A 26218-nucleotide genomic window follows, 5' to 3' on the forward strand; every position below is an offset into this window, starting at 1 on the left:
TCAGCGCTCCTCGGCACGCTCCAGCGCGCGGGCCAAGGTCGCCAGCTTCTCCAGCGCGGTGTCGAGCACCTCGCGTTCCTGGTCGGTGAGGCAGACCTGGAACGCCTCGTTGCGCTCGTTCGCGGCGACAATCAGTCCATTGTAGACAGAATGTCCGCGGCGGGTCAACGTCAGCTGGGTCGTCCGTCCCGCGCCGAACTCACGCAGCACCAGCCCGCGCTCGCTCAGCTTGGTGACCACCCTGCTCATCTGCGCCTTGTCCAGCGCGGCGAGCCTGGCCAGCTTGTTCAGCGTCAGCGGGGCGTCGGCGCCGAGCAACGCGATGGTCCGCCACTCGGCGAGGCTGACATCGAAGTCACGCCGGTAGCGCAGTGCTGCGCTGCGGGACATGGCGTTGGCGACCCTGCTGAGCCGGTAGGACAGCAGGCCGTGGATGGGCACCGGCGCCGGGGCCGACGCCTCCGTGGACGCCGGAGCCTGCTCGGAGTCCGGGGTTCCGGGTTCCGGTGAGGTGCGCTTGGGAGCGTTCATTCCATGCACTGTAGGCAACCGGGCGGCGTCGTGGGGTACCGGCTCGGGATGGAATCGGAAAACAGGCCATCTGTTGACAACAACAACAGATAGGTTGACACTGTGCCGCCAAGGCCGATGATCGGCACGATCGACGAAGGGCCCCGAATGTCCACTGACTCCCCCGCGACCCTGCTGATCGACGGCAGGTGGCGGTCCGGCGAGACGAACTTCGACGTGGTCGACCCGGCCACGCAGGCAGTCATCGGCACGGCGACCGATGGCGGCGAGGCGGACGCGGCCGATGCTCTGGACGCGGCCTGCCGTGCCTTCGAGGCGTGGCGGTCGACGAGCGCGGAGCAGCGAGGCGAGTTCCTGCGCGTAGCCGCCGCCGAGATCCGCGACCGGGTCGATCCGCTGGCGGAACTCCTGACCAGCGAGAACGGCAAGCCACTCCGGGAGTCCGCTGGCGAGCTGCTCGGCAGCGCCCGGATGCTGGAGTGGAGCGCGGAGGAGGGGCGGCGCGCCTACGGCAGGGTGACCCCCTCCTCGCCGAGCGGCCCGGGACTGGTGCTGACCGCCCCGGTCGGGCCCGCGCTCGCGATCACCCCGTGGAACTTCCCCGCCAGCATGCTGATCCGCAAGATCGGCCTCGCGCTGGCCGCCGGGGTCCCGCTGATCGTCAAGCCCGCCGAGCAGACCCCGCTGATCGCGACCGAGCTGGTCCGCATCATCGAGGAGACCGGCATCCCGGCCGGGGTGCTCCAGTCCGTCACCACCTCCCGGCCGGCCGAGGTCGCCGGCACCCTCCTGGCCGACAAGCGGCTGCGCAAGGTCAGCTTCACCGGTTCCACCGAGGTCGGCCTCGGGCTGCTGCGCGGCACCGGGACCCACCTTCGCCGCACCTCGCTGGAGATGGGCGGGCACTCACCGGCCATCGTGTTCGCCGACGCGGACCTGCCCGCCGCGGCGGCCGGGGTGGCGGCCGCGAAGTTCTTCAACGCGGGCCAGAGCTGCATCGCGATCAACCGGCTGTACGTGCACCGGGAAGTGCACGACGAGTTCCTCGGCCTGCTCGAGAAGAAGGTGGCCGCACTGCGGATCGGTCACGGTGCCGCGACCGGCACCACGATCGGCCCGCTGATCGACCGAGACGGCCTGGACAAGGTGGAACACCACGTCGAGGACGCGGTGGCGCACGGTGCGCGGGTGCTCACCGGCGGCACCCGGTGGCGGCCGGACGATCCGGAGCTCACCGGCGCGTTCTTCGAGCCGACCGTGCTCACCGGGGCAGGCGACGACATGGTGATCAGCCGCGCGGAGACGTTCGGCCCGGTGCTGCCGGTGTACTCCTTCGACACCGACGAGGAGGCGATCGAGCGGGCCAACGCCACCGACTACGGCCTGGCCGCCTACCTCTTTGGACCGGATCTGGACCGGATCTGGACCGCGCTGGACCGGCTGAACTTCGGGGTGATCGGGGTGAACGAGGGCGCTCCGGTGCGTCCCGAACTGCCGTTCGGCGGGATGAAGAACAGCGGTCAGGAACGGGAGGGCGGCAGCGAGGGTATCGAGGCGTTCCTGGATACCAAGGCCGTCTCGATCAAGCTGCGGGAGTCGCGGTGAGGACGGGAAACATGACCGTACAGGAAGCGAGCGAGCGGGCTCGGCTGCTCGCCGAACTGGATGTTCGCAACATCATCCACCCGCACACCACGATCGGCGCGCCGGCCGAGCCGCTGATCATCGAGCGCGCCGAGGGCGCTGTGCTGTGGGACGACACCGGTAAATCCTATGTAGACGGTACATGCGGGCTGTGGCAGTGCCCGGTGGGACACGGGCGGGCTGAGCTGGCCGCGGCGGCCGCCGAGCAGATCGGCAGGCTGGAGTTCTACTCGTCCTTCGGGGACTACGCCAACGAACCGTCCATTTTGCTCGCCGACCGGCTGCTGCGGTTGGCGCCGCCGGGGTTGCGGAAGGTGTTCTTCACCAACGGCGGCTCCGAGGGCAACGAGACCGCGATCAAGCTCGCCCGGCTCGCCTGGTACAACGCGGGCAAGCCCGACCGCAACGTCATCCTCGCCCGCACCGGCGGCTACCACGGCATGGGCGGCGGCTCGCTCGCCGCGACCGGCATCGACGCACTCCACGAAGGGTTCGGGCCACTGCTTTCCGGCGTCGAGTTCGTCGGCAAGCCACACGGGCTCGAACACGGCGATGACGCGACCTGCATCCTGGTCGCCGAGCTGGAACAGCGGATCGCCGAGATCGGCCCCGAGCGGATCGCCGCCTTCGTCGCCGAACCGGTGCTCGGCGTCGGCGGCATGGTGCCGCCCCCGCCCGGCTACTGGCCCCGGGTGCAGGAGGTCCTGCGGCGGCACGGCATCCTGCTGATCGTCGACGAGATCGTGACCGCGTTCGGCCGGATCGGGCACTGGTTCGCTTCCGAGCACTACGGGATCGAGCCGGACATGATCGTCACCGCCAAGGGGATCTCCAGCGGGTACATCCCGATGGGGGCGGTGCTGGTCGGCGAGCGGGTCCTCCGGCTGGCCGACGGCGCGGCCTTCCGGCACGGCTTCACCTACAACGGCCATCCGGTCGGCGCGGCGGTCGCCCTTGCCAATATCGACATCCTGGAGCGTGAGGGGCTGCTCGACCGGGCGAAGGAGGTCGGCGCCGCGATCCGGGCCGGTCTCGAGCCGCTCGCGGAGCTCGAGCACGTCCGCGAGGTACGTGGCGTCGGGTTGATGCTCGGCGTCGAGCTCGACCGCGACGCCGCGAGCGTGCAGGCGGGCGCACGGCGGGACGGGCTCATCGTGCGCGCCGCCGGGACCAACATCATCATCTCGCCACCGCTGGTGATCAGCGACGAGCAGGCCCGCACCCTCGTGCGGGTGGTGCGCGAGCACGTGACGGCGGCCGGTAGCCGGCCCGCCCCGTGACCCCTTCGGAGGCCGCCATGCGAGGCAGCAGAACAGTGACCGCCGTGGCGATGGCGTCGGTACTCGCCGGCACCGCCGCGTGCGGATCGGACAACCGGGCGCTGACCTTCGTCTCCACCGGAAGTTCCTTCCAGGACAACCAGAAGACGGCGTGGCAGGAGCCGTTCACCGCCGAGTCCGGCATCGAGGTCCGCAATGACGGCCCGGTGGACGAGGCCAAGCTGCGGGCGATGGTCGACGCGGGCAAGGTCAGCTGGGACGTGGTGGACACCAGTGCGGCGGCGGCCGAGCAGTACTGCGGCACCTACCTGGAGCCACTGGACTTCTCCATCGTCGACCGCGACGCCTACCCGCCGGAGACGGTGAGCGAGTGCGGGGTGCCAGCCTACTTCTACAGCATCATCTTCATGTACGACACCACCAAGTACGGCGACCGGCCACCGCGGACCATTGCGGACTTCTTCGATCCCGAGCGCTATCCCGGCAGGCGGATGGTTCCCCCGGAGATCGCCGTCGGGCTGCTCGAGGACGCGCTGCTGGCCGACGGGGCGCACCCGGATCAGCTCTACCCGCTGGATGTCGACCGGGCGCTGCGCAAGGTCGACGTGATCAAGGACGTGACCACGTTCGCGGAGACCTACGGCCAGATGCAGCAGGCGATGGTGGACGGCCAGGTGGACATGGCGCTGGTGTCCACGGCACGGGCCCACCAGGCGCTCAGCGCGGGTGCGCCGTTCGAGCCGGTGTGGGACAAGACGATCGTCAACTGGAATGACCTCGTCGTGCCGAAGGGCTCGCCGAACAGGGAAGAGGCCATGAAGTTCATCGCGTTCATCGCGGGGGACGAGCCGTCGGCGAGGTTCTCCGAACTGGCCTCGGTACAGCCGGTGAACGAGCAGGTCAAGCCGAACTTCGACGAGGTACAGCGCCGGATCGACGCGTTCTCCCCTGAGCACCGGCACAGCGTGGTGCTCGGCAACGCCCGGTGGTGGGCACGCAACTTCGACGCGGTGACCGAGAAGTTCACCGCCTGGCTGGCCGGTTAGGTGGTGCGGGTGCGATGAGCTCATCCACGGTGGCCACCGGCACGGCCGGCACGGCTTCCACCGGGCGCGGGAGGCGGCCCCGCATGGTCAACTGGACCCTGCTGCCCGCCGCCGCGGTACTCCTGGTGTTCTTCTTCTACCCGCTGGCCACGATCGTGTGGCGCAGCATCACCGAGCCCGCGTTCGGCCTGGACAACTACACCGTGCTGTTCACCGACGGGGTCTCGGTCACCGTGCTGCTGCGCACGCTGCGGACCGCCCTGATCGTCGCGCTGGTGGCGCTGGTGATCGCCTACCCGTACGCGTACGCCATGACGAGGGTGTCGAAACGCGGCCGGGCACTGCTGACCGTGCTGGTGCTGCTGCCGTTCTGGACCTCGGTGATGGCGAGGAACTTCGCCTGGTACCTGCTCGAGCAGCGGGGCGGCCTGATCGAGCGGTTCCTCGCCGCGCTCGGCATCGACGGCGTGGTGCTGCTCGGCAGCGTGACCGGGGTGACCGTGGCCATGGTGCAGGTGATGCTGCCGTTCATGGTGCTTCCGCTGTACAGCGGGATGAGTGCCATCGACCGGCGGCTGCTCGACGCGGCGACCAGCCTCGGCGCGTCGTGGCGCACCGCCTTCGCCAAGGTGTACTTCCCGCTGTCGCTTCCCGGTGTGGTCTCCGGATTCTCCCTGGTCTTCATCGTGACACTGGGGTTCTTCATCACGCCCGCGCTGCTCGGCACACCGCAGCAGTCGCTGGTGGCGCAGGTGATCGAGACCAGGGTCAGTGACCTGCTGGACTTCCCGGGAGCGGGCGCGTTCGGTGCGGTGCTGCTGGTGGTCACGCTGCTGGTGCTGTTCGCCGTGAGCCGGATCGCGCGCCCGACCGCGGCACTGAACCAGGCGGTGGACCGTGGCTAGCGCGGACCGGCCCCGCGCCGGGCGGCAGGGAATCGGCTGGGGTCTGCGTATCTGGGTGGTGCTGGTGGCCGCGCTGCTGCTGGCCCCGACGCTGGTGGTCATCCCGATGAGCTTCAGCGCGAGCGAGACCTTCGAGTTCCCGCCGCGGGAATGGTCGCTGCGCTGGTACGAGGAGTTCTTCTCCTCGCACGCCTGGATGTCCTCTGTGCTCAACTCGCTGCAGATCGGCCTGCTGACCGCGGTGCTGGCCACCGCGGTCGGGGTCGCGGCGGCGATCGGCCTGGACCGCACCGGGTTCCGGGGCAGGGAGATGCTGCGTTCGGCCGCGATGGCCCCGATGATCGTGCCCGGGATCGTGGTCGCGGTGGCGATCTACGGGACGTTCCTGCGCTGGCAGCTGAACGGGACGTTGCTCGGGTTCGTGCTGGCGCACACCGTGCTCGCGCTGCCGTTCGTGGTGACCTCGGTCGCCACCAGCCTGGCCGGCTACGACCGGGTGGTCGAGACCGCAGCCGCCAGCCTCGGCGCGTCCTGGTGGACGACGTTCCGGAAGGTGACCCTGCCGCTGCTGGCGCCAGGGGTGGCTTCCGGTTTCGTGTTCGCCTTCGTCGTCTCCCTTGACGAGGTGATGATCGCCCTGTTCCTGCAGACTCCGGACATCCGCACGCTGCCGGTGCAGATGTACAACTCGATCACTCTGGAAATCGACCCGACGATCGCCGCGGCCTCCAGCCTGATCGTGGCGATCACGACCATCGCCCTGCTGCTGCCGCAGCTGGTCCGCAGACGCCGGAGCGAATCATGAGCGCACAGCCGTCCACACCCACCAGTCACGGGATCCGGATCGCGAACGTGACCAAGGAGTTCCCCGCGCTGCCCCGGCCCGCCGTCGATGACGTGTCGCTGGACATCGCGCCGGGCGAGTTCATGACCTTTCTCGGCCCGTCCGGGTCCGGCAAGACGACCATGCTGTCGATGATCGCCGGATTCGTGCCGTTGAGCGAGGGCTCGATCTCCATCGACGGTGAGGACGTCAGCAGGCTCAAGGCACACAAGCGCGATCTCGGCGTGGTGTTCCAGCAGTACGCGCTGTTCCCGCACATGACGGCGGCACGCAACATCGCGTTCCCGTTGCAGCAGCGGAGCATGCCGAAAGCGGAGATCGCGACCAGGGTGCGCGAGGCGTTGCGGCTGGTCGACCTCGAGGAGGTCGCCGACCGGCTCCCGAAACAGCTCTCCGGCGGGCAGCAGCAGCGGGTCGCGCTGGCCCGCGCGGTGGTCTACGAGCCACGGGCGCTGCTGCTGGACGAGCCACTCGGCGCACTGGACAAGCGGCTGCGCGACCAGCTGCGCCGGGAGATCGCCCGGATGCACCGGGAACTGGGCATGACGTTCATCTTCGTCACCCACGACCAGGAGGAGGCACTCACCCTTTCCAACCGGATCGCGGTGTTCCACGAGGGGAAGGTCGAGCAGGTCGGCACTCCCGACGAGCTCTACGAACGCCCGCGGACGCTGTTCGTGGCGCGCTTTCTCGGCGAGTCCAACGTGTTCCACGGTGCCGCCGGTGCGGGCGAGCTCGCGGTGGTCCGGCCGGAACGGCTGGAACTGCACGCCGACCCCGCTGAGGCACCGGCAGGTTGCCCGCGGCGGGACGCGACCGTCACCGACGTCGTGTACGTGGGCAACCATCACCGGATCGGGCTGCGGTTCGCCGACGGCACCAGCGGCTCGGCGATGCGCCTCGCCGGCGCCGCTCTCCCGGCCGCGCCCGGCGAGCCCGTGGTGGTGAGCTGGAGCTCCCGGCACCAGGCCGTCATCCCGGACCCCGAGACCGCGGGCTCCCGGCTCGACCCGGCAGGTATGGACCAGACCGCCGCGACGGTCATCGGCTGACCGCGGCGACGAACAAGGAGAATGCCAGTGCGTCGAACAAGAACAAGAATGGCGGGAGCGGCCGGGTTCGCGGTCGCACTGCTCGCGGGCTGCACCGCGGGCACCGACGACCAGTCGCTGACCTTCGTGTCCTACGGTGAGGGCGCCTACCAGGACGGTCAGCAGCAGGCATGGCTGGAACCGTACGAGGATAAGTCCGATGTGGACATCACACTGGACGGGCCTTCGGACAACGCGAAGCTGCGTGCCATGGTCGAGGCGGGCAGGGTCACCTGGGACATCATGGACACCGACGCGTTCATGGCCAGGGAACACTGCGGCACCCTGCTGGAGAAGATCGACGTCGGCGACCTACGGGATTCGTTTCCGGAGGGAACCCTTTCCGACTGCGGGGTTCCGGCGGCGCTGTTCGGCCTGATGCCGATGTACAACGAGAACACCTACGGCGAGAACCCGCCGTCCACGCTCGCGGACTTCTTCGACACCAGCAAGTTCCCCGGTAAGCGGGTGATCTACGGCAAGGATCCGGCCATCGGCACGCTGGAGGCGGCCCTGCTCGCCGGCGGTGTGCCCGAGGACCAGCTCTACCCGCTGGACGTGCAGCGCGCCCTCGGCGTGTACGACCGGATCCGGTCCGACCTCATCTTCGCGCAGACCTACGGCCAGCAGCAGCAGGTGATGGTGGACGACCAGGCGGATATGGCGCTGGTGGTCAGCGCGCGGGCATACTCCGCGTTGCAGGCCGGTGGCACGCAGTGGAAGGCCATGCGGACCAAGGTTCCGGTCACCTGGGACGTGCTGGTGATCCCGAAGGGCAGCCCGCACAAGGACACCGCCGTGGACCTCATCCGGTTCGCCTCGCGGCCGGAGCAGGCCGCGAGGTTCGCCGAGATCTCGGGTGCGGGCCCGGCCAACGTCGCCGCCGAGCCGCGGGTAAACGAGCTGCAGCAACGGGTCGACGTGCTCGGCGCCGAGCACGTCGACCGCCAGGTGTTCATCGATGCCGACTGGTGGACCCCGAACTACACCTCGGTCGTGCAGGCGTGGTCGGCATGGCAGACCGGATGAGCCGGGCGAGCGGGCCGGACGGGCGAGGGAGGGCGTGATGCGCGCTGCCGTGCTGCGGCATGCCGGGCTGGACGGGATCGGCATCCGCGACGATGTCGAGACCGTCGCGGTGTCCGATGTGCTCGTCCGGGTGCGGGTACGGGCCGCCGGCGTCTGCCACTCCGACCTGTCCGCGGCCACCGGGCGGCTCGGCCTCGCTCCCCCGGTGGTGCTCGGCCACGAGGCTGCCGGTGAGGTGGTCGAGGTCGGTGACCAGGTGCGGGACTTCGAACCCGGCGACCGGGTGATGGTCTCCTGGGTGCCGCAGTGCGGCTCCTGCCCGTGCTGCCTGCGCGGGCAACCGGAACTGTGTGGCTACGCCCTCGAACCGGGCTACCGCAGGCCGCGGTTCCTGGTCGGGAGCAAGCCGGTGGCCGCGCAGGCCGGTTGTGGCGCGTTCGCCGAGGAGGTCGTGGTCACCCAGCACAACCTCGTGCGGCTGCCGGACGGTGTGCCGTACGAGATCGGTGCGCTGGTCAGCTGCGGGGTCAGCACCGGGGTGGGTGCGGTGCTGAACACCGCGGAACTGGCGGAGGGCGCCACGGCGGTGGTGATCGGCTGTGGCGGTGTCGGCATGTCGATCGTGCAGGCCGCCCGTGCCGCGGGCGCGGCCACCGTGGTCGCGGTGGATCCGGTACCGGCCAAGCGCGAGCTGGCCCGCACGCTGGGTGCCTCGATCGCCGCCGCCCCTGCCGAGCTCGCCGAGCACCTGCCCACCGCGGGCGGCGAGGCCGGGTTCGACGTGGCCTTCGAGGCGGTCGGTCTCCCGGAGACCATCCGGTCCGCCTACGACGCGACCAGGCGCGGCGGAACCACCGTGATCGTCGGCGTCGGAGCCGCGGAGGCCACGGTGCCGTTCTCCGCACGCGAGCTGTACGCGAGCGGCAGGCGCCTGGTCGGCTCGGTATTCGGTTCGTGCGACATCCACCGGGACTTTCCCCGCAACATCGAGTTGTGGCGCAAGGGTGAACTGGAGTTGGAAGCATTGATCAGCGATCGGATCGGCCTCACCGACCTGCCGGACGCGCTGCGGGCGCTGCGCTCCGGTTCCGCGCTTCGTTCGGTGGTGATCTTCTGATGACCGCCGACCAGCGGTACCGGCGGATCACCGCGGAGCCGCCCCGGATGGGCGAGAACCGGCAGCGGGAGATCCTGCGCACGGAGTTCGGCGTGACGCCGGCGGCCGTCCGGCCGCTGGCCGGAGAGACCGACCGCAACCTCTGGGTGGCGGACGGCTCCGGTGCCGAGTATGTACTCAAGGTCTGCGCTGCCGCCGAGGAGCGGGCGGTGCGGTTCCAGGCCGAGTTGCTGCGGCACCTGGCCGAGCGGGACCCGGAACTGGCGGTACCGCGGGTGGTGCCCGGCACCGCGGGCGCCGATGTGGTGGCCTGCCAGGACGGGAGCCTGGCCCGGCTGCTGACCTGGCTGCCGGGCACCCCGCTGGCCGAGGTCTCCAGGTACTCGCACGAGCTGCTCACCGACGTCGGCACGGCCGCGGGCCGGCTGGCGGCGGCGACCGGCGCCTGGCAGCCCGCGCACGCACCCCAGCCGCACTACTGGGAGTTCCCGCACGCCGTTACCGTGCTGGCCGACTCGCTGCCCCGCCTCGCCGATGCGGACCTGCGGGCCGCGGTCACCGGCATCCACGCCGAGTTCGTGCCGTTGCTGGACCGGCTACCGGACCTGCCGCAGGCTGTGGTGCATCACGACCTCAACGCCTTCAACGTGCTGGTCGAGCGGCGCGGTCAGCGGCGCAGGGTCTCCGGGCTGATCGACTTCGGGGACGCGCTGCGGACCGCGCGGGTGGCGGACCTCGCGGTGCTGCTGTCCAGCGCGATGCGCGGCAGTGCCCGCCCGCTGCGGGTCGCCTCCCTGCTCACCGCCGCCTACCACGCGGCATGCCCGCTCACCGAGGCCGAACTCGACCTGGTGTTCCCGCTGGCCGCCATCCGGGCGGCGGCGGTGGCGGCCACCACGGCGCGGCTGGACTCCTCCGGGGAGCACGGCGACCCCCGGCATCGCTCCCCCGCGGCCGCCGCGCTGGTCCGCACCCTCGCGCAAACCCCGGCCGCCGTCGGCACCGGCGTGATCCGGCGGGCGTGCGGGCTCCCGGCAGGCCCGGACACGGCCGCGGTCACCGGATGGCTCGCGGACAACGCGGGCACCTTCCGCGGGGTGGTGTGCGCGCGGACCCGGCCGGTGGACCTTTCCGCCGGCAGCCCGGTCTTCGACGAGGCCGACCCGCGCGATCCCGCCACGCTGCGGGCCGCGGCCCAGGCCGCGATCGTGGCGGCCCGGCCCGCGGTGCCGGTCACCCGCTACGGGGAGCCACGTTTCCTGGCACCGGCACGACGTGGCACGGCGACCGGGGAGCCCGCGAACGTACCGACCGGCGTCGAGCTGTTCCCCGCCGGGGACGAACCGGTCTTCGCCCCGGTCGCCGGTACGGTCGAGGCGACGGACCCGGACCTCGTGCTCCGGCACGAACCGGTGCGCGGCGTCCGGTTCTGGACCGGCTACTCCGGGCTGGCAACCGGGCTCGAGACCGGCGCCGAGGTTGCCGCGGGCCGGCGGATCGGGACCGTCCGCGCGGACGCGGGCGTCCCGTCCCCGCCGCGCCTGGGGATCCGGCTGTCGACCGTGCCGGTCACCTCGTGGTCCGACATCCCCGCGCTGGTGCCGCCTTCCGAGGCACCGGTGTGGCAGGAACTGCTGCCCGACCCGACGGCGCTCACCGGTCAGCCGGAACCGGCCGCGTGGTCTCCCGTGCTCGACCGCGTACTGGGCACCAGGGCCGAGCGGCTGCCCGCCACCCACCCGACCTACTACGACGAGCCGATCACCATGGTGCGGGCACGGGACTGCTGGTTCTACGACGAGCACGGCCGGTCCTACCTGGACTCGCTGAACAACGTGACACTGCTCGGCCACGGGCACCCGCGGCTGGTCGACGCGGCGACCCGGCAGCTGCGCAGGCTCAACACCAACAGCCGGTTCGTCTACCAGTCGCTGACCGAGTACGCGGACGCGCTCACCGCGACCCTGCCGGAAGGCCTGGACGTGGTGTACTTCGTCAACTCCGGCAGCGAGGCGAACGACCTCGCGCTGCGGATGGCGCGCTACGTGTCGGGACGCCAGGACGTGGTGATCATCGACGACGCCTACCACGGCTACACGGCCGCGGTCTCCGACGTGAGCCCCTCGCGGTACCGCCACTACGGCAAGCCGGGTACCACCCACCCCACGCCGGTACCCGACCGGTATCGCGGACCGTACGGTTACGCCGACCCGCGGGCCGGCGCGAGGTACGCCGGGCACGTGATCGACACCTTCGAGCGGCTCGCAGGCCAGCGCCGCGCTCCCACGGCGTTCCTGTTCGAGTCCCTGCTCGCGGGCGCGGGCCAGATCGTGCTCCCGCCCGGGTACCTGGAAACCGTCTTCGCCGCGGCGAAGCGGCACGGCGCGTTCACCATCGCCGACGAGGTGCAGGTCGGGTTCGGCAGGCTGGGCGAGGCGTTCTGGGGGTTCCAGACCCAGGGCCCCGAACTGGTGCCCGACTTCGTGACCATGGGCAAGTCGATGGGCAACGGGTTCCCGGTGGCGGCGCTGGTGACCACAAGGGCGATCTCCGAGGCCTTCGACGCAAGCGGCCGGTTCTTCTCCACCTACGGCGGCAACCCGGTCGCCTGCGCGGTGGGCCTCGAGCTGCTGCGGGTGCTGGAGGACGAGCGCCTGCAGGACAATGCCCTGCACGTCGGCCGGTACTTCCGGGACCGGCTGGCCGAGCTGGCGAGCACGCACGAGTTGGTCGGTGACGTGCGCGGGCAGGGCTTCTACAGCGGTGTCGAGCTGGTCCGTGACCGCGGCACCAGGGAGCCCGCCCCCGCGGAGACGTTGCTGGTCTGCGAGCGGCTCAAGGACGAGGGCATTCTCGTCTATCCGACCGGCCCGCACGGCAACGTCCTCAAACTCAAACCACCGCTGACCTTCACCAGGGCGCACGCGGACGAGTTCACCTCTACTTTGGACAACATACTGGAAGCGGGTTGGTGATGAAGGCCGATCTGGTGTTGCGTGGCGGTCGCGTACTGACCGTCGACGAGAACTTCACGGTCGCCTCGGCGGTGGCCGTCGCGGGGCAGCGGATCATCGCGGTCGGCGACGACGAGTCGACCAGCGCGCTGATCGGCCCGGAGTCCACAGTGGTCGAACTGGACGGGCGCGCGGTACTGCCCGGAATCAACGACGCGCACCTGCACCTGGCGATGTTCGGCCAGTCGATGTCCTCGGTCGACCTCACCGGGATCGAGTCGGCCGCGGCCTTGCGCGGCGCGCTGCGGGACGCGTCCACGACCCTGCCGGACGGGCGGTGGCTGGTCGGCGAGGGCTGGCGGGAAGCCAACATCGCCGAGTTCGGCGCATCGGGGCCGGGGCCGCACCGCGCGGTGCTCGACGAGGTCACCGGTAGCCGGCCCACCGTGCTGCACCACGCGTCGCGGCACTCGGTTCTGGTCAACAGCGCGGCGCTGCGCGTGGCCGGGATCGACCGGGACACCCCGGACCCGGCAGGCGGCGCCATCGTGCGTGACCCGGACGGCGAGCCGACCGGGATGTTGCTGGAGTCGGCGGGGATCCTTGTCACGCGGCACCTGCCCGCGCAACCGCGGCGGCAACGGCTGGACGCGATCGCCACCGCGATGCGCACGCTGAACTCGCTGGGCATCACCAGCGTGACCGATCCGATCGTCTGGCCGGAACTGCTGCGCGACTACACCGCGCTGCACCAGGCAAGCCGCATGACCGTCCGGGTCAACGCCCTGCTGCACTGGGAGTGGCCCTCGCCGTCGACCTCGGTGCGTAGGCTCGAGTCCGCGCTGGCGGAGGCCGGGCTGTCCACCGGGCTCGGCGACGACTGGTTGCGGGTCGGCGGGGCGAAGCTGTTCGCCGACGGCGTGCCGAGCCACGGTACGGCCTGGCTGCACCAGCCTTACCCGGACGGCGGACACGGGGGCCTGGTCACCCCCGGCGCGGACGACGACGCCCGCTATGCCGAGTTGCTGGACTCCATCGAGACGGTGCACCGGCACCGGTTGCAGGCGCAGATCCACGTGACCGGGGACCGCGCCGCCGACGCCGCCATCGACGGGATCGTCCGCGCCCAGCGGGGCGACCCCTGGCCTTCGGCACGGCACGCCCTGATCCACGGGACGCTGCTGGCGGAGGAATCGTTGCCACGGCTGGCGGAGCACGGTATCGGGGTGATCACCAGCTCGCTGATGAAGTCACACAGCGGGGCCACGATCAGCGCGGCGATCGGGACGGACCGGTGGGCGCGCGCGTTTCCCGCCGGCGCCCTGCTCGGGCACGGGGTGCCCGTGGCGGACAGCTCCGACGCGCCGGTCTGCTTCCCGGACTGGCGACGTGGCCTGGCCACTTTCCTCGGCGCCGCACCGCATCCGCTCGCCGAGATCCCGCCGGAACTGCGACTCACCCGCGAGCAGGGCATCCGGCTGTGGACCAGCGCCGGCGCCTACTTCGAGCACGCCGAGCGGCGCAAGGGCACGATCGAGCCCGGCAAGCTGGCCGATCTCGTCGTGCTGGACGGCGATCCGATGACCGCTCCCGCCGAGCGGCTCGCCGAACTCCGACCGAACCTGACCATCGTGGGCGGTCGCACGGTCTTCGACGCCGACACCCCCACCCCACCGGACATGCCCTGAACGTGGCGATCAGGACGCCCACCGTCGCGAACGGCACTATTGGGACGTCTGACGTCGCGAAAGCCACGTTCAGGGTCCTCGGGGGTGGGGTTAGCTGACTTCTTCGGGGGTGGCCGTCCAGGTGTTGCAGGCTGCGGTGCCCTCGCCCTCGAAGCCGGCCCGGGCCCAGGTGACCTGGTTATCGAGCGAGCCGTGCGTGTCGTCACCATCGGTGTTGCGGAAGTCCACCATGGCGGCCTCGCTCAGCGAGATGGTGACCGAACCACGCCCGGCGGCGCTGGCGATGAACAGCCCGGCGAAGCAGTTCGCCTGCAACTCGACCCGCCTGCTCATCTCCAGTTCCTCGGGACTGCCCTCGGGCATCGCGAAGGACACGTCGGCGACCGCGTACATGATCCCGCTCAGCGACTGCACATGGTGCCCGTACTCGTGCGCCAGCACCGCGAGATGGGAGGCCCGGTCCACGCCGACGGTGTCGAGCAACCGGTTCTCCGGCATGTAGATGACCTCGTCCAGCGGGCAGTAGTAGGCCGTGGCCTCCGATTCCGGCGGGGCTTCGCCACACCGGGTGGCCGCGTCCGCGGTCACCTCGAGCCCCGCCGCGAAGAACGGCTCGTTCACCTGCCGCAGCACCGGCTCCCACGCCTCGTCCAGGCAGCGCATCCCGGCCTCGTAGAAGGCGACAAGCTGGTCGGTGGACCGGCCGATCCGTGGCAGGTCGCAGGTCACCGCGGGCAGTACGACGCCGTCGTCCAGCAACGGGTTCGTGCCCAGCTCCCATACCGGTTCCGGCCCCTGGTCCTGGCTCGGCTCGCCGGGGGTCTTCTCGCTGAGCCCCGGTATCGCCACCGCCGTGCCCTCGACCGGATCCGCTGACCTGCCTGCCACCGCCACCACCAGCACCAGGCCGAGCACGATCACCAGGGTTCCGAGCAGGGCGACCGGTGAGTTGCGCGGCGGGGCCTGCGGGGGCGCCGGGGCGGGGTAACGCGGCGGGGGCGGCATGATGGCCCCTTGCCGCGGGTCCTGCCATGAGGACGGCGTTGCCCCGGGTACGGCCGGCTCCTCCGGCCGGTCGGCTCGGTACGGATCATCGGCACGGTCCACTGATCACCCTCGGTCGCTCCTGCACGGCGCGCGGACCTGCCGTGGTCCCCCCAGGATCGCAGCACAAAACCCCTCAAAGCCCGCGTCAAGTAAGGATATATGTCCGTTCAACGACATGCAGTCACAATCCGGGAACGGTCGGGGACCATGCACGGTCGCACCGGCAGGGGTACAGACTGTGGCCATGAGTGATCCCACCTCCCCGGTCCCCGCCGCAGCAGAACCCGACGACCCGCACCTCTGGCTGGAAGAGGTCACCGGCGAGCGGGCGCTGGGCTGGGTACGGGAGCGCAACGCCGAGACGATCGAGGAACTGACCGGCACCGAGTCCTTCGGCACGCTGGAACGCGAGATCCGCGAGGTGCTGGACGCCGACGACCGCATCCCCTACGTGCGGCGGCGCGGCGCGTACCTCTACAACTTCTGGCAGGACGCCACGCATCCGCGCGGGCTGTGGCGCCGAACCACCCTGGAGGAGTACCGCAAGCCCGTACCGGACTGGGATGTGCTGCTGGACGTGGACGCGCTCGCCGAGCAGGAGGGCGAGAACTGGGTGTGGCAGGGCGCCACCGTGCTGCGGCCTGGCCTGAACCGGTGCCTGGTCGAGCTGTCCAGGGGCGGCGCCGACGCCACCGTCGTGCGCGAGTTCGACCTGGAGAGCCGGTCGTTCGTCACGGACGGTTTCGAACTGCCCGAGGCGAAGAGCGCGGTGTCCTGGATCGACGAGGACCGCATCTATGTCGGTACCGACTTCGGCCCTGGCTCACTGACCAGCTCCGGTTATCCCCGGCTGGTCAAGGAATGGCGGCGGGGCACCCCGCTGGAGCAGGCCGGTCTGGTCTACGAGGGCAAGCCGGACGATGTCGCGGTGTACGGCCTGCACGACCCCACCGAGGGCTTCGAGCGGGACGTGGTCGTGCGCAGCATCGACTTCCACCACTCGGAGTTGCACCTGCGCACCGCGGACGGCCTGGTGAGGCTGGACGTGCCGGACGACGCGAAGGCCTCGATGCACCGCGAGTGGCTGCTGGTGCGCACCCGCTCGCCATGGACGGTCGGCGGTACCGAGTACCCCGCGGGGGCGCTGCTCGCCGCCGACCTGGCGGCGTACCTCGCCGGCGGGCGTGAACTGACCCTGCTGTTCGCGCCGGACGCGCACACCTCGCTGGACTCCTACAGCTGGACCCGCAACCACCTGATCCTGGACACCCTGTCCGATGTGCAGACGCGGCTCCGGGTGCTCACCCCGGACCCGGACGGCTGGCGGGACGAACCGCTGCCGGTGCCTGCCTCCGGCGCGGCCACCATCACCGTCAGCGACACCGATCCCGAGCAGAGTGACGAGTACCTGGTCAACGCCAGCGGGTTCACCGAGCCCTCCACGCTGGCACTCGGGCGGGTCGGCGGCGAACTGGAGACGCTGAAGCGGGCGCCCGCGTTCTTCGACGGCTCCGCGCACACCGTGGAGCAGCATTTCGCCACCTCGGCCGACGGCACGCGCATCCCCTACTTCGTCGTCGGCGACCGGGGCGATCGGCCCGCGCCGACGCTGCTCACCGCGTACGGCGGCTTCGAGCTCTCACTGACGCCCTCCTACAGCGGGGTCGTCGGCCGCGGCTGGCTGTCCCGCGGGGGCACCTACGTGGTGGCCAACCTGCGCGGCGGTGGGGAGTACGGGCCGGAGTGGCACACCCAGGCGGTCAAGGCGAACAGGCACCGGGTGTACGAGGACTTCGCGGCCGTCGCCGCCGACCTCACCACGCGGGGCATCACCACCCCCGAGTCGCTGGGCATCCAGGGCGGCAGCAACGGCGGGCTGCTGATGGGCGTCATGCTCACCCACTACCCGGAGCTGTTCGGGGCGGTGGTCAGCCAGGTCCCGCTGCTGGACATGCGCCGCTACCACAAGCTGCTCGCCGGAGCCTCCTGGATGGCCGAGTACGGCGACCCGGACTCCGAGGCCGAATGGGCCTACCTCAGCGAGTACTCGCCCTACCAGAACGTGGAACCGGGTCTGCACTACCCGCCGGTGCTGTTCGTGACGTCCACAAGGGACGATCGGGTGCACCCGGCGCACGCCCGCAAGATGGTGGCACGCATGCGGGACTACGACTACCGGACCGTGCGGTACTACGAGAACATCGAGGGCGGCCACGGTGCGGCCGCCGACAACGCGCAGCTTGCCTTCAAATGGGCCCTGGTGTTCGAGTTCCTGTGGCGGACGCTCGGCACGGGGTCATGAGCGGGTTCCGCAGCAGGCCGCGGGCGCCGCGGTGCCCGCGGCCTCGGATGCCGCCTTCTTGATGTCGGCGAGCATCTCGGTGCGCTTCTCCGGCGAGAGGTAACGGCCACGGCTGACCACCGAGTGGATGCGCTGGGTGTTGCGGATGTCGGCGAGCGGGTCGTCCTCCAGCACCACGAGGTCGGCGACCTTGCCGGGGGCGACGGTTCCGGCCGTGCGCTCCCGGCCGAGGTAGCGGGCGGCGTCCCTGGTCGCGAGCTGCAACGCGCGCATCGGGGACAGCCCGGCGTCCACCAGCAGCGCCAGCTCGTCGTGCAGCCCGAAACCGGGATAGCAGAACGGGTTGTTCGAGTCGGTGCCGGCGATCAGCTGCACACCGGCCTCGTCCAGGTCCCGCACCATCCGCTGCTGCGCGGCGAACAACCGGCGGAGGTTCTCGATCTCCTCCGGGGTGGAGGGCGCGGTGTAGCGCAACTGCTCCAGCCAGAACTCGGCGGTGCCCGGGGGCAGGTACTCCAGCCGCGGGTCCGCCAAGTCGAATTCCTCGATCGGCAGGGACTGGGCGTGCAGCACGTTCAACGTCGGTGACTGCCAGGTGCCGTTGCGCCGCAGGTGGTGGAAGAACGCGGCGGCGCGGCGCGGGCTGTGGCTGGCCAGCGACTGCCGCTCCAGTTCGCGGGCCAGCGCCATCCATGCCCACGGCTGTTCCGGATCCACCGGAACCGAGGTGAGCCGGCGACGCAGCTCGCCCTCCTTCGTGGAGGTAGCGAAGAACGTGCCGAACAGGTGCTCGAAACAGTCGAGGCCGGTGCTGCTCGCCGTCCAGGCGGAGACCCGGTCGGGCACGTGGCCGGCGAACGGCAGCCCGACCCGCCGTGCCTCCTCGGCGAGCGCGGCGAAGGGTTCCGGGTGCAGGAAGGAGTACCCCTTGACGAAGTCAGCGCCCTTGTCCACGGCGGTGCGCACGGCGGCCCTGGCCTCGGCCGCGGTTTCCACGACGGCCGCACCGCTGGACTCGTGGATGGAATGCGGCCCGTCGATGATGGTGCTGGCGATGACCATCCGCGGTCCGAGCAGGGAGCCGCTCTCGATCCGGTCGCGCAGGTCGTGCAGCGCGGGCGAGAAGCCGTACATCTCACGGATCCCGGTGACGCCGTTGACCACGTACAGCGGCGGGTAGATCTCCGGGATCGGCGAGGTGTGCACGTGCATGTCCCACAGTCCCGGGATGACGTACTTGCCGTGCAGGTGCACCACCGTGGCCCCGGCCGGGATGGCGGTGCGGTCCAGCGACCCGACGGCCACGATCCGGTCGTCGGCCAGTACCACGGTGGCGTTGCGACGCGGCGGGCGGCCGGTGCCGTCGATCAGGGTGGCGCCGGTCAGCACGGTGATCCGCGGAACCGCGCCCGTGGCCTGGCCGGAAAGCAGGGGCAGCGCGCCGCCCGCGACGGCGAGACCGGCGCCGCCCCTGGCCAGCCGGCCGAGGAACTCCCTCCGACTCGGACCCGTACCCGCCGATCTGTCTACTGTGGACAAGACTTCCCCCTGTGTCGCCGATCCTGTGTCTCGACGATCACACTAAAGGCTCTCCCCACGGGAGGGTCAACCGTCGATGCCCGGGTGCCCAGGGGCTCGGGCCGCTGCTCGCCCCGCCGGCCCGGCACCAGCGCGAGCAGGCCGGACTCGACCTGGAACGGATCACTCATGGCAGGTCAGGGGCTACGGGCGAGACCGCGCGGCCCGCTGGACGTGACCTCCGGAGGGACACCTGTTCGGGCGCTCGGCGGGGCAAGGCACACTGTCCCCCGTGGGAGGTAAGCAGAGCGCGGGAATTCTCCTGTTCCGCGGGACGGGTCCGGAGGCCGAGGTACTCCTCGGGCACATGGGCGGCCCGTTCTGGGCGAAACGGGACGAGGGCGGATGGTCCATACCCAAGGGTGAGTGCGATCCGGAGGAGGATCCGCAGGCAGCGGCGGAGCGTGAGTTCCGCGAGGAGCTGGGGGTCCCGGTTCCGGACGGCGAGTGGGTCGCCCTCGGTACCGCACGGCAGTCCGGCAGCAAGACGGTGACCATCTGGGCGGTGCACAGCGACCTGAATCCGGACCTGGTGACGCCGGGGACCTTCGAGCTGGAGTGGCCACGAGGTTCCGGAAACGTGCAGGAGTTCCCCGAGCTCGACCGGGTCGCCTGGTTCGACCTCGCGCAGGCGGAGACGAAGCTGGCCAAGGGGCAGCGGGTGTTCCTGGACCGCCTGTCCGAGCAGCTCGCCTAGGCCAGTTCCCGCTCGGCCCGGCGGGTGAACGCCAGGCGAGGTCGGCGATGTGGGTGAGCACACGCCCGCTCGACCAGCCCGGCGGGGGTCATGGTCACAGCAGCCCCCTCGTCCATGCCGAGCCCGCCCGGGTGTAGCTCAGCCGAGTGTGCCTGCGCCCAGGGTCGCCCTGCCAGAACTCCACCTCCTCGGCTTCCACCACGTAGAGCGTCCAGTCCGGGGCCACCAGCTCCGGGTCCCGCGCGATCCGGTCCTCGGCACGCTCGAGTTCGGCGGCCAGCTCCGCGCTGCCGGACAGCGGCTCGCTCTGCCTGCCGAGCAGCCCCACCGCCCGGGCTCCCGGCGAACGGTTCCGGTAGTCCCGCGCACTCGCCGTGCCGCCGGCGAGGTGAACCGGGCCACGCACGCGTACCTGCCGGCCCAGCGCCGCCCAGTAGCAGGGGAGCGCGGCCCACGGGGTGTTCGCCAGCTCCTTGCCCTTGCGGCCGGCCGAGCTGGAGGCGAACCACCAGCCCGTGCCGTCGACGTCCCTGAGGATGAGTACGCGGGCCGAAGGCAGACCACCGGGATCAACGGTGGACAGCGTCATCGCGTGTGGCTCCACGACCCCCGCCTCGATCGCGTCGGTCAGCCAACGCGCGAACAGCGTCGCGGGCTCGGCGGGCGCGTGATCCGGGTCGAACGCGGGCAGGTCCCCGGCGAGTGAAGGCAACCCGCAACAGGCCACGCAGGCCGTTCACGCCCTCACCAATGGATGGCGACTCCGGTGACATCAGGCGACCGTGGCCAGCCTTGTCACATGGAATCAAGACGAGAAACCATGAGGATCGGGCCGTGGAACATCTGGCACTGGCACTGGCACTGGCCGCGACGATCCGGCACGGCGGCCAGAGCGGGGTCGCCGACGACCTGGCCACCCTGACCGGGTTCGCCGGGTGGATCCGGCAGCGAAGCGATCGCCTCGGGGAGGACGTATCGCACGTGGACGATGAGCAGACCTGGCACCAGGTCCTGGACCTGCGGCGTGCGCTTCGTTCGCTGTTCGCCAGGGCGGCGCGGCCCGGGCCGCCGAGCGGGGCGGACGCCGACCGGTTGCTGGACCCGGACATCGCGCTGCGGCAGGTGAACGCCGCGTCCGCCGTGGCTAGGGCGCCGCAGCTCGCCTGGCCGGAGGGCGGCGCCCCGCGGGTGTGGCACCGGACCGCGGCGGCGGACCCACGGACCCGGTTGGTCGCGGCGCTGGCCAGCGCGGCGATCGACTTCCTCGGCAGCGAGGAGGCGTCCCGACTGCGAGCCTGCCCCGCCCCGCGCTGCGTGCGCTACTTCGTGCGGGAACATCCCCGGCAGACCTGGTGCAAGCCCTCCTGCGGGAACCGGGCCAGGGTCAGCCGCTATTACCGGCGGCACCGCGAGTGAGGCGGCGCGGCGCGCTCGGACGGCAATGCGGCCGGCTGTGAGCGGTGTACGCGATCAGCACTCACCCGCACCCGGTAGGCGTGGTCGGTCACCAGCACGATGGCCGTCGCGGCGATGACCGCGCCGTGAGGCCTGATGCCGGAGTCACGCCCGGCATCAGGCCTGGTGCACGTTCGGATCAGCTACAGCCGGAGGTGGCGCCGCAGCCTTCACAGGCGTAGCAGGAACCCGCGGGGCGCATCTTCGTCCCGCAGGTCATGCACAGCGGCGCGTCGGCGGCCTTGCCCATGTGCAACTCGGCCAACTCGGCTGTGGTGTGTGCCTCCCGCATCGTCTCCCGGTCCTCATCGGCGGGGGCGCCGCGCGGATCATCCGCGTACACGCTGCCGCGCAAGGCGTCCAGGTCCACGTTCTCCTGTTCACCGGTGCCGTTGCCGTAATCGGACTCCACCTGCGCGGACCGTTCGTCCGCGGTGAAGATGCCCAGCTGGACCCGCTTCTCGTAGGGCAGGTAGTCCAGCGCCAACCTGCGGAACAGGTAGTCCAGCACGCTGGTGGCGATCCGCAGGTCCGGATCGTCGGTCATACCCGCGGGCTCGAACCGGAGGTTGGCGAACTTGGCGACGTAGAACTCCAGCGGGATGCCGTACTGCAGGCCGACCGAAATGGACATGGAGAAGGCATCCATCACCCCGGACAGGGTGGAGCCCTGCTTGCCGAGCTTGACGAAGATCTCGCCGAGCCCATCGTCCGGATAGGAGCCCGCGGTCAGGTACCCCTCGGCGCCACCGACGGTGAAGGACACCGTCTGGCTGGGGCGCTTCTTCGGCAACCGCTTGCGGACCGGGCGGTACTCCACCACCGTCTCCGGCTCCTCGGTCTCCTTGTCCCGCTTCGCGGTGGACAGTGGCTGGCCGACCTTGCAGTTGTCACGGTAGATCGCGAGCGCCTTCAGCCCCAGCTTCCAACCCTGGAAGTAGATCTCCTCGACATCCGCCACGGTCGCCTGCTCCGGCATGTTCACCGTCTTGGAGATGGCCCCGGAGAGGAACGGCTGTACCGCGGCCATCATCCGCACGTGTCCCATCGGGGCGATGGAGCGTTCACCGACCGCGCAGTCGAACACGTCGTAGTGCTCGGGGCGCAGGCCCGGCGCGTCCACCACGTGCCCGTGCTCGGCCACGTACTCGACGACCGCCTCGACCTGCTCAGGCTGGTAGCCCATCGAGGTCAGCGCCCCGGGCACGGTCTGGTTCACGATCTGCATGGACCCACCGCCGACCAGCTTCTTGAACTTCACCAGCGAGAAGTCCGGCTCGACCCCGGTGGTGTCGCAGTCCATCATGAATCCGATGGTGTTGTGACTGACGAAGCCGTTGGCGACATACGTGACGTTGTCCGGAACTGACAGGTCGTAGGTGGGCTGGACACCGCCGTCCTCGTTGGCGGCCACCGCCTCGAAAAGGTAGTTCAGCGCACGCGCCAACCGCTCGTCCCCGGTGTCCCCGAGCAACTGCCGAGCGGCCATCCTGGCCACGCCGCCGGTCGTGCGCAATGACGCCAGCACAGCAGCACGCTGCGGGTGACCAGCCGGCACGATCTCCTCCCACACCTCGCGGGGGAGATACACCCGGTCGCGTTCGGCCGAACCCTTCGGCTCGAGTGCCCCCATCAACCGCGACTTGCGCTCACCGATGAAACCGATGAGCTCGTCGAAGTCGAGCGCATGATCGATGTTGCGCAGGCACACCTGGTGCGACGCTCCACCCCGACCGCTCTCGGTCACGCGAGTGGTCGTGGCCAGCCCGAGCGGCAACAACATGCTGCGAACATCGTCGGCGAACGACTCCGAAGCGGTCGACAGGCTCGGCACACCCTCGCGCACCGAGCCACCGGCCTCGAACAACCCACGCAGGAAGGCGGTGTACACCGCCCCGTCATTGGTCTCGCGGACGGCGGCTGGCACACGCGGCGTCCGTCCCTTGCCGGTGTGGTCCACGCCGGGGAGGTCCTTGGCGAACCCTGCCGCCTTCCACCACCTGGCGAGCCGGACGGACTGAATACTGACCTCGTGACAGCCGGCACGCGAGGCGACCGCTGGTTCGAGTCCGAACAGCTCCTTCGACAGCACGCTCAGCCGGGCGACCACATCCAGGTCGGTGTCGGCAACGCAGAGCCGGATGCCCTCGGCATGCAGACTACCGTCACCCATGAAGTAGCCGACCAGCTCGGCGAGGTCCTGGTCGACTGCGTCGGGGACCTGGACGTCCCGGTCGACGGCGTAGTAGGCCTGGCCCAAGACGGGCAGCGGGATCCGCCGTGGTTCACCGACCAGACCGTTCAGCTGGATCGGTACGACATCCGATGCCTCGATGTCGGCGAGCCGCTTCCACACCCAGGTACCGGTAGCCGGGTCGACGATCTTGACCCGATGAGTGAGAGTGCCCTGAATCCGGTAACCGCCGTCGGTCACGATGCGGCGCGTCGGTTCCTCACCGTTGATGAAGAACTTCGTCGCCGAGCGAGGCCCGTCATCGGTCGAGACGGCCAGGTCCAGGTGCTGCCACCGGTCACCGTAGGGGTCGCCCAGCTCCGAAAGCCGGGTCAGGCCGCGCTCGGTCGTCACCACCGTATCGCCGGTCAGGCAACCGGTCGGAGCGAGCACGCTGGCCTGGGCGTTGCGCCAGCCGTGCTGGCCGCCGATCTCGATTCCGCGCTGCCACTCCTTCGTGGCCAGATCGCGCACCGCGACATCGTTGACGTGCATGGTCCGGATCTCGTCGTTGGCCGCGGCGTGCTTGCGCATCACCCGCTGGTGTGCCTTGGCATTGCGGGAATAGCCCTCGTACGGCCCGACGGCGGCGGCCAGCTCGGCGGACCGCCGGTAGGACACACCGGTCATCAGGGAGGTGATGGCCCCGGCCAGCGCGCGCCCGTCCGGGGAGTCGTAGGCGTGGCCGGTGGCCATCAGCAACGCACCCAGGTTCGCGTAGCCGATGCCGAGCTGCCGGAACTTCCGGGTGGTGTCGCCGATCGCCTCGGTCGGGAAGTCCGCGAAGGAAATGGAGATGTCCATCGCGGTGATCACGAACTCCACGGCCTTGGCGAACAACTCCGCGTTGAACATGCCGTCCTCGCCGAGGAACTTCATCAGGTTCAACGAGGCGAGATTGCAACTGGAGTTGTCCAGATGCATGTACTCCGAGCATGGATTGGACGCGGTGATCCGGCCGGACTCGGGGCAGGTGTGCCAGTCGTTGATCGTGTCGTCGTACTGCAGGCCGGGGTCGGCGCACTCCCATGCCGCCTGAGCCATCGAGCGGAACAGCGGTTCGGCGTCCACCTCCTCGACGACCTCACCGGTCAGCCGGGTCCGCAGGCCGAACTTGCCCTCCGCCTCCACGGCTCGCATGAACTCGTCGGACACCCGCACCGAGTTGTTCGCGTTCTGGTACTGCACCGAGTTGATGTCCGCGCCGCTGAGGTCCATGTCGAACCCGGCGTCGCGGAGCACCCGGATCTTCTTCTCCTCACCGGCCTTGGTCTGGATGAACTCGTCGATGTCGGGATGGTCCACGTCGAGCACGACCATCTTGGCGGCGCGCCGGGTCGCACCGCCGGACTTGATGGTGCCCGCGGACGCGTCGGCGCCACGCATGAAGGAGACCGGGCCGGAGGCGGTACCCCCGGAGGAGAGCAACTCCCGCGAGGAACGGATCCGGGAGAGGTTGAGGCCGGCGCCGGACCCGCCCTTGAAGATCAGGCCCTCCTCCCGGTACCAGTTGAGGATCGACTCCATGTTGTCGTCCACGGCGAGGATGAAGCACGCCGATACCTGTTGCTTCGACGGCGTGCCGACGTTGAACCACACCGGGGAGTTGAAGCTGAACACCTGATGCAGCAGCATCCAGGTCAGCTCGTGCTCGAAGATCTCGGCATCGGCCTTGGTGGCGAAGTAGCCGTGCTTCGTACCGGCGTCCACATAGGTCAGTACCACGCGGTCGATCAGCTGGCGCAGGCTGTGCTCGCGCTGTGGTGTGCCGAGCGCGCCACGGAAGTACTTGCTCGCCACGATGTTGGTGGCGTTGACCGACCAGGACTCGGGAAACTCCACGCCGCGCTGCTCGAAATTCACCGTGCCGTCGCGCCAGTTGGTCATCACGACGTCCCGGTGCGCCCAGGTCACCTCGTCGTAAGGGTGCACACCCTCGGTGGTGAACACCCGCCGCAGGCTCAACCCGCGCTTGCGCCGCTTTCCGCCCTTGCCAGCGGCTTCCGCATCGGTCCCGACGGTTTCCGTCATATCTTCTCCCCGCTCCGTGCGCGCGACTCGCGCTACTCGGTGTCCTTTGGGTCCTCCGGTTCACGCCCCTCCGGAGCACCGTCCGGCTCGGTCGAACCGGCGATGGCCTCGCGTAGATCCGCGATTTCTTTCTCGAAGTCCTCGATCGAGGAGAAGGAACGGTAGACGCTCGCGAAGCGCAGGTACGCCACCCCGTCGAGCTCGCGGAGCGGACCGAGGATGGCCAGCCCGACCTCGTGGCTCGGAATCTCCGCGACCCCGGCCGAACGGATCGACTCCTCCACCCGTTGCGCGAGTTGCTGCAACGCGTCGTCATCGACCGGACGGCCCTGGCAGGCACGACGCACTCCCCGAACCACCTTGTCCCTGCTGAACTGCTCGGTGACCCCGGACCGCTTGACCACGGCGAGCACCATCGTCTCCGAGGTCGTGAACCGACGTCCGCACTCGGAACAGGAACGGCGACGCCGGATGGCTTGCCCTTCATCGACCTCCCGGGAGTCGACGACCCGGGAGTCGGCATGGCGGCAGAACGGGCATCGCATCCGCCCATCACCTTCCTCTCCGCGCCGGACTCACGGCGGGTCTCCGCGGACACCCGGTGGGCAACGCGTGCAACTGGGACAACTACCGCAAGTCTACCCCAACCTGTGGACCAACTACCGATGTGTAACTACTACATGTAGGGGTTGACCTTAAGCCGACCCTCGCGCCCGCGCAACGGCGGGACGGCAGATCCTACAACC

The 26218-nt window shown here is 70.1% G+C and carries 19 protein-coding genes; 13 read left to right on the top strand and 6 right to left on the bottom strand.

Annotated elements, in window-relative coordinates:
* Positions 1-531 (bottom strand): MarR family winged helix-turn-helix transcriptional regulator, encoded by a 531-nt coding sequence (locus FB471_RS08455; protein ID WP_141996768.1) that lies wholly within the window; start codon positions 529-531, stop codon positions 1-3.
* A gap of 147 nt (positions 532-678) precedes the next feature.
* Here FB471_RS08455 and FB471_RS08460 point away from each other — a divergent pair, with 147 nt between their 5' ends.
* From FB471_RS08460 to FB471_RS08505, 10 genes are read left to right on the top strand one after another with little or no spacing between them, the layout of a single operon-like run.
* Entirely contained in the window at positions 679-2136 is a 1458-nt protein-coding gene (locus FB471_RS08460) for an NAD-dependent succinate-semialdehyde dehydrogenase (RefSeq protein WP_141996769.1), read from the top strand.
* An 11-nt stretch (positions 2137-2147) separates the two neighbouring features.
* Positions 2148-3455, top strand: a complete 1308-nt coding sequence (locus FB471_RS08465) for an aminotransferase family protein (RefSeq protein WP_141996770.1) — start codon at positions 2148-2150, stop codon at positions 3453-3455.
* Positions 3456-3472: 17 nt separating this feature from the next.
* Entirely contained in the window at positions 3473-4501 is a 1029-nt protein-coding gene (locus FB471_RS08470) for an ABC transporter substrate-binding protein (RefSeq protein ID WP_141996771.1), read from the top strand.
* 14 nt (positions 4502-4515) lie between these two features.
* The gene (locus FB471_RS08475) at positions 4516-5406 is read left to right on the top strand and encodes an ABC transporter permease (RefSeq protein WP_141996772.1); all 891 of its coding nucleotides are present in this window, start codon (positions 4516-4518) and stop codon (positions 5404-5406) included.
* Complete coding sequence (locus tag FB471_RS08480) at positions 5399-6211, top strand: ABC transporter permease (RefSeq protein WP_141996773.1); 813 nt, start codon at positions 5399-5401, stop codon at positions 6209-6211. The genes FB471_RS08475 and FB471_RS08480 overlap by 8 nt, the downstream gene beginning before the upstream one ends.
* Positions 6208-7302, top strand: coding sequence for an ABC transporter ATP-binding protein (locus FB471_RS08485; RefSeq protein WP_141996774.1), 1095 nt, complete (start codon positions 6208-6210; stop codon positions 7300-7302). Before FB471_RS08480 ends, FB471_RS08485 begins: the two co-directional genes overlap by 4 nt.
* 48 nt (positions 7303-7350) lie before the next feature.
* Entirely contained in the window at positions 7351-8370 is a 1020-nt protein-coding gene (locus FB471_RS08490) for an extracellular solute-binding protein (protein WP_246076301.1), read from the top strand.
* Positions 8371-8407: 37 nt separating this feature from the next.
* A complete protein-coding gene (locus FB471_RS08495; RefSeq protein ID WP_141996776.1) occupies positions 8408-9487 on the top strand; it encodes an alcohol dehydrogenase catalytic domain-containing protein in 1080 nt (359 codons plus the stop codon).
* On the top strand, positions 9487-12462 hold the full coding sequence (locus FB471_RS08500; RefSeq protein WP_141996777.1) for an aminotransferase class III-fold pyridoxal phosphate-dependent enzyme: 2976 nt from the start codon (positions 9487-9489) through the stop codon (positions 12460-12462). The genes FB471_RS08495 and FB471_RS08500 overlap by 1 nt, the downstream gene beginning before the upstream one ends.
* Complete coding sequence (locus FB471_RS08505) at positions 12462-14129, top strand: amidohydrolase (protein WP_141996778.1); 1668 nt, start codon at positions 12462-12464, stop codon at positions 14127-14129. The genes FB471_RS08500 and FB471_RS08505 overlap by 1 nt, the downstream gene beginning before the upstream one ends.
* Positions 14130-14219: 90 nt before the next feature.
* Here the strand turns inward: FB471_RS08505 and FB471_RS08510 are convergent, their stop codons facing one another.
* Positions 14220-15134, bottom strand: a complete 915-nt coding sequence (locus FB471_RS08510; RefSeq protein ID WP_141996779.1) for a neutral zinc metallopeptidase — start codon at positions 15132-15134, stop codon at positions 14220-14222.
* Positions 15135-15420: 286 nt separating this feature from the next.
* Between FB471_RS08510 and FB471_RS08515 the strand changes: the two genes are divergently transcribed.
* On the top strand, positions 15421-17478 hold the full coding sequence (locus tag FB471_RS08515) for a prolyl oligopeptidase family serine peptidase (RefSeq protein ID WP_141996780.1): 2058 nt from the start codon (positions 15421-15423) through the stop codon (positions 17476-17478).
* Here FB471_RS08515 and FB471_RS08520 read toward each other — a convergent pair.
* Positions 17473-19017 carry an amidohydrolase family protein gene (locus tag FB471_RS08520; RefSeq protein WP_141996781.1) on the bottom strand — a complete coding sequence of 515 codons (1545 nt, stop codon included), beginning with the start codon at positions 19015-19017 and terminating at the stop codon, positions 17473-17475. The genes FB471_RS08515 and FB471_RS08520 overlap by 6 nt on opposite strands.
* Positions 19018-19288: 271 nt before the next feature.
* On the opposite strand from FB471_RS08520, the gene FB471_RS08525 reads away from it, so the two are divergent.
* Complete coding sequence (locus FB471_RS08525; protein ID WP_141996782.1) at positions 19289-19753, top strand: NUDIX hydrolase; 465 nt, start codon at positions 19289-19291, stop codon at positions 19751-19753.
* A 94-nt stretch (positions 19754-19847) separates the two neighbouring features.
* On the opposite strand, the gene FB471_RS08530 is transcribed toward FB471_RS08525, so the two are convergent.
* The gene (locus FB471_RS08530; protein ID WP_211357988.1) at positions 19848-20465 is read right to left on the bottom strand and encodes a pyridoxine/pyridoxamine 5'-phosphate oxidase; all 618 of its coding nucleotides are present in this window, start codon (positions 20463-20465) and stop codon (positions 19848-19850) included.
* 122 nt (positions 20466-20587) lie between these two features.
* Between FB471_RS08530 and FB471_RS08535 the strand changes: the two genes are divergently transcribed.
* Entirely contained in the window at positions 20588-21169 is a 582-nt protein-coding gene (locus FB471_RS08535) for a CGNR zinc finger domain-containing protein (RefSeq protein WP_246076302.1), read from the top strand.
* Positions 21170-21347: 178 nt separating this feature from the next.
* On the opposite strand, the gene FB471_RS35005 is transcribed toward FB471_RS08535, so the two are convergent.
* On the bottom strand, positions 21348-25472 hold the full coding sequence (locus tag FB471_RS35005) for a vitamin B12-dependent ribonucleotide reductase (protein ID WP_141996784.1): 4125 nt from the start codon (positions 25470-25472) through the stop codon (positions 21348-21350).
* Positions 25473-25504: 32 nt separating this feature from the next.
* Positions 25505-26017: a transcriptional regulator NrdR gene (gene nrdR / locus FB471_RS08545; RefSeq protein WP_141996785.1), complete on the bottom strand. Its 513-nt coding sequence runs from the start codon at positions 26015-26017 to the stop codon at positions 25505-25507.
* Between the last annotated feature and the right edge of the window lie 201 nt (positions 26018-26218).

The sequence above is a fragment of the Amycolatopsis cihanbeyliensis genome, from assembly GCF_006715045.1.
GTDB classification, from domain to species: Bacteria; Actinomycetota; Actinomycetes; order Mycobacteriales; family Pseudonocardiaceae; genus Amycolatopsis; species Amycolatopsis cihanbeyliensis.

What these genes read in the sequence shown, in the direction of transcription:
- FB471_RS35005 (WP_141996784.1), bottom strand. Translation starts at nt 25,472, where the DNA reads ATGACGGAAACCGTCGGGACCGATGCGGAAGCCGCTGGCAAGGGCGGA.
- FB471_RS08515 (WP_141996780.1), top strand. Translation starts at nt 15,421, where the DNA reads ATGAGTGATCCCACCTCCCCGGTCCCCGCCGCAGCAGAACCCGACGAC.
- FB471_RS08490 (WP_246076301.1), top strand. Translation starts at nt 7,351, where the DNA reads ATGGCGGGAGCGGCCGGGTTCGCGGTCGCACTGCTCGCGGGCTGCACC.
- FB471_RS08460 (WP_141996769.1), top strand. Translation starts at nt 679, where the DNA reads ATGTCCACTGACTCCCCCGCGACCCTGCTGATCGACGGCAGGTGGCGG.
- FB471_RS08495 (WP_141996776.1), top strand. Translation starts at nt 8,408, where the DNA reads ATGCGCGCTGCCGTGCTGCGGCATGCCGGGCTGGACGGGATCGGCATC.
- FB471_RS08465 (WP_141996770.1), top strand. Translation starts at nt 2,148, where the DNA reads ATGACCGTACAGGAAGCGAGCGAGCGGGCTCGGCTGCTCGCCGAACTG.
- nrdR (WP_141996785.1), bottom strand. Translation starts at nt 26,017, where the DNA reads ATGCGATGCCCGTTCTGCCGCCATGCCGACTCCCGGGTCGTCGACTCC.
- FB471_RS08455 (WP_141996768.1), bottom strand. Translation starts at nt 531, where the DNA reads ATGAACGCTCCCAAGCGCACCTCACCGGAACCCGGAACCCCGGACTCC.
- FB471_RS08485 (WP_141996774.1), top strand. Translation starts at nt 6,208, where the DNA reads ATGAGCGCACAGCCGTCCACACCCACCAGTCACGGGATCCGGATCGCG.
- FB471_RS08505 (WP_141996778.1), top strand. Translation starts at nt 12,462, where the DNA reads ATGAAGGCCGATCTGGTGTTGCGTGGCGGTCGCGTACTGACCGTCGAC.
- FB471_RS08510 (WP_141996779.1), bottom strand. Translation starts at nt 15,134, where the DNA reads ATGCCGCCCCCGCCGCGTTACCCCGCCCCGGCGCCCCCGCAGGCCCCG.
- FB471_RS08475 (WP_141996772.1), top strand. Translation starts at nt 4,516, where the DNA reads ATGAGCTCATCCACGGTGGCCACCGGCACGGCCGGCACGGCTTCCACC.
- FB471_RS08500 (WP_141996777.1), top strand. Translation starts at nt 9,487, where the DNA reads ATGACCGCCGACCAGCGGTACCGGCGGATCACCGCGGAGCCGCCCCGG.
- FB471_RS08470 (WP_141996771.1), top strand. Translation starts at nt 3,473, where the DNA reads ATGCGAGGCAGCAGAACAGTGACCGCCGTGGCGATGGCGTCGGTACTC.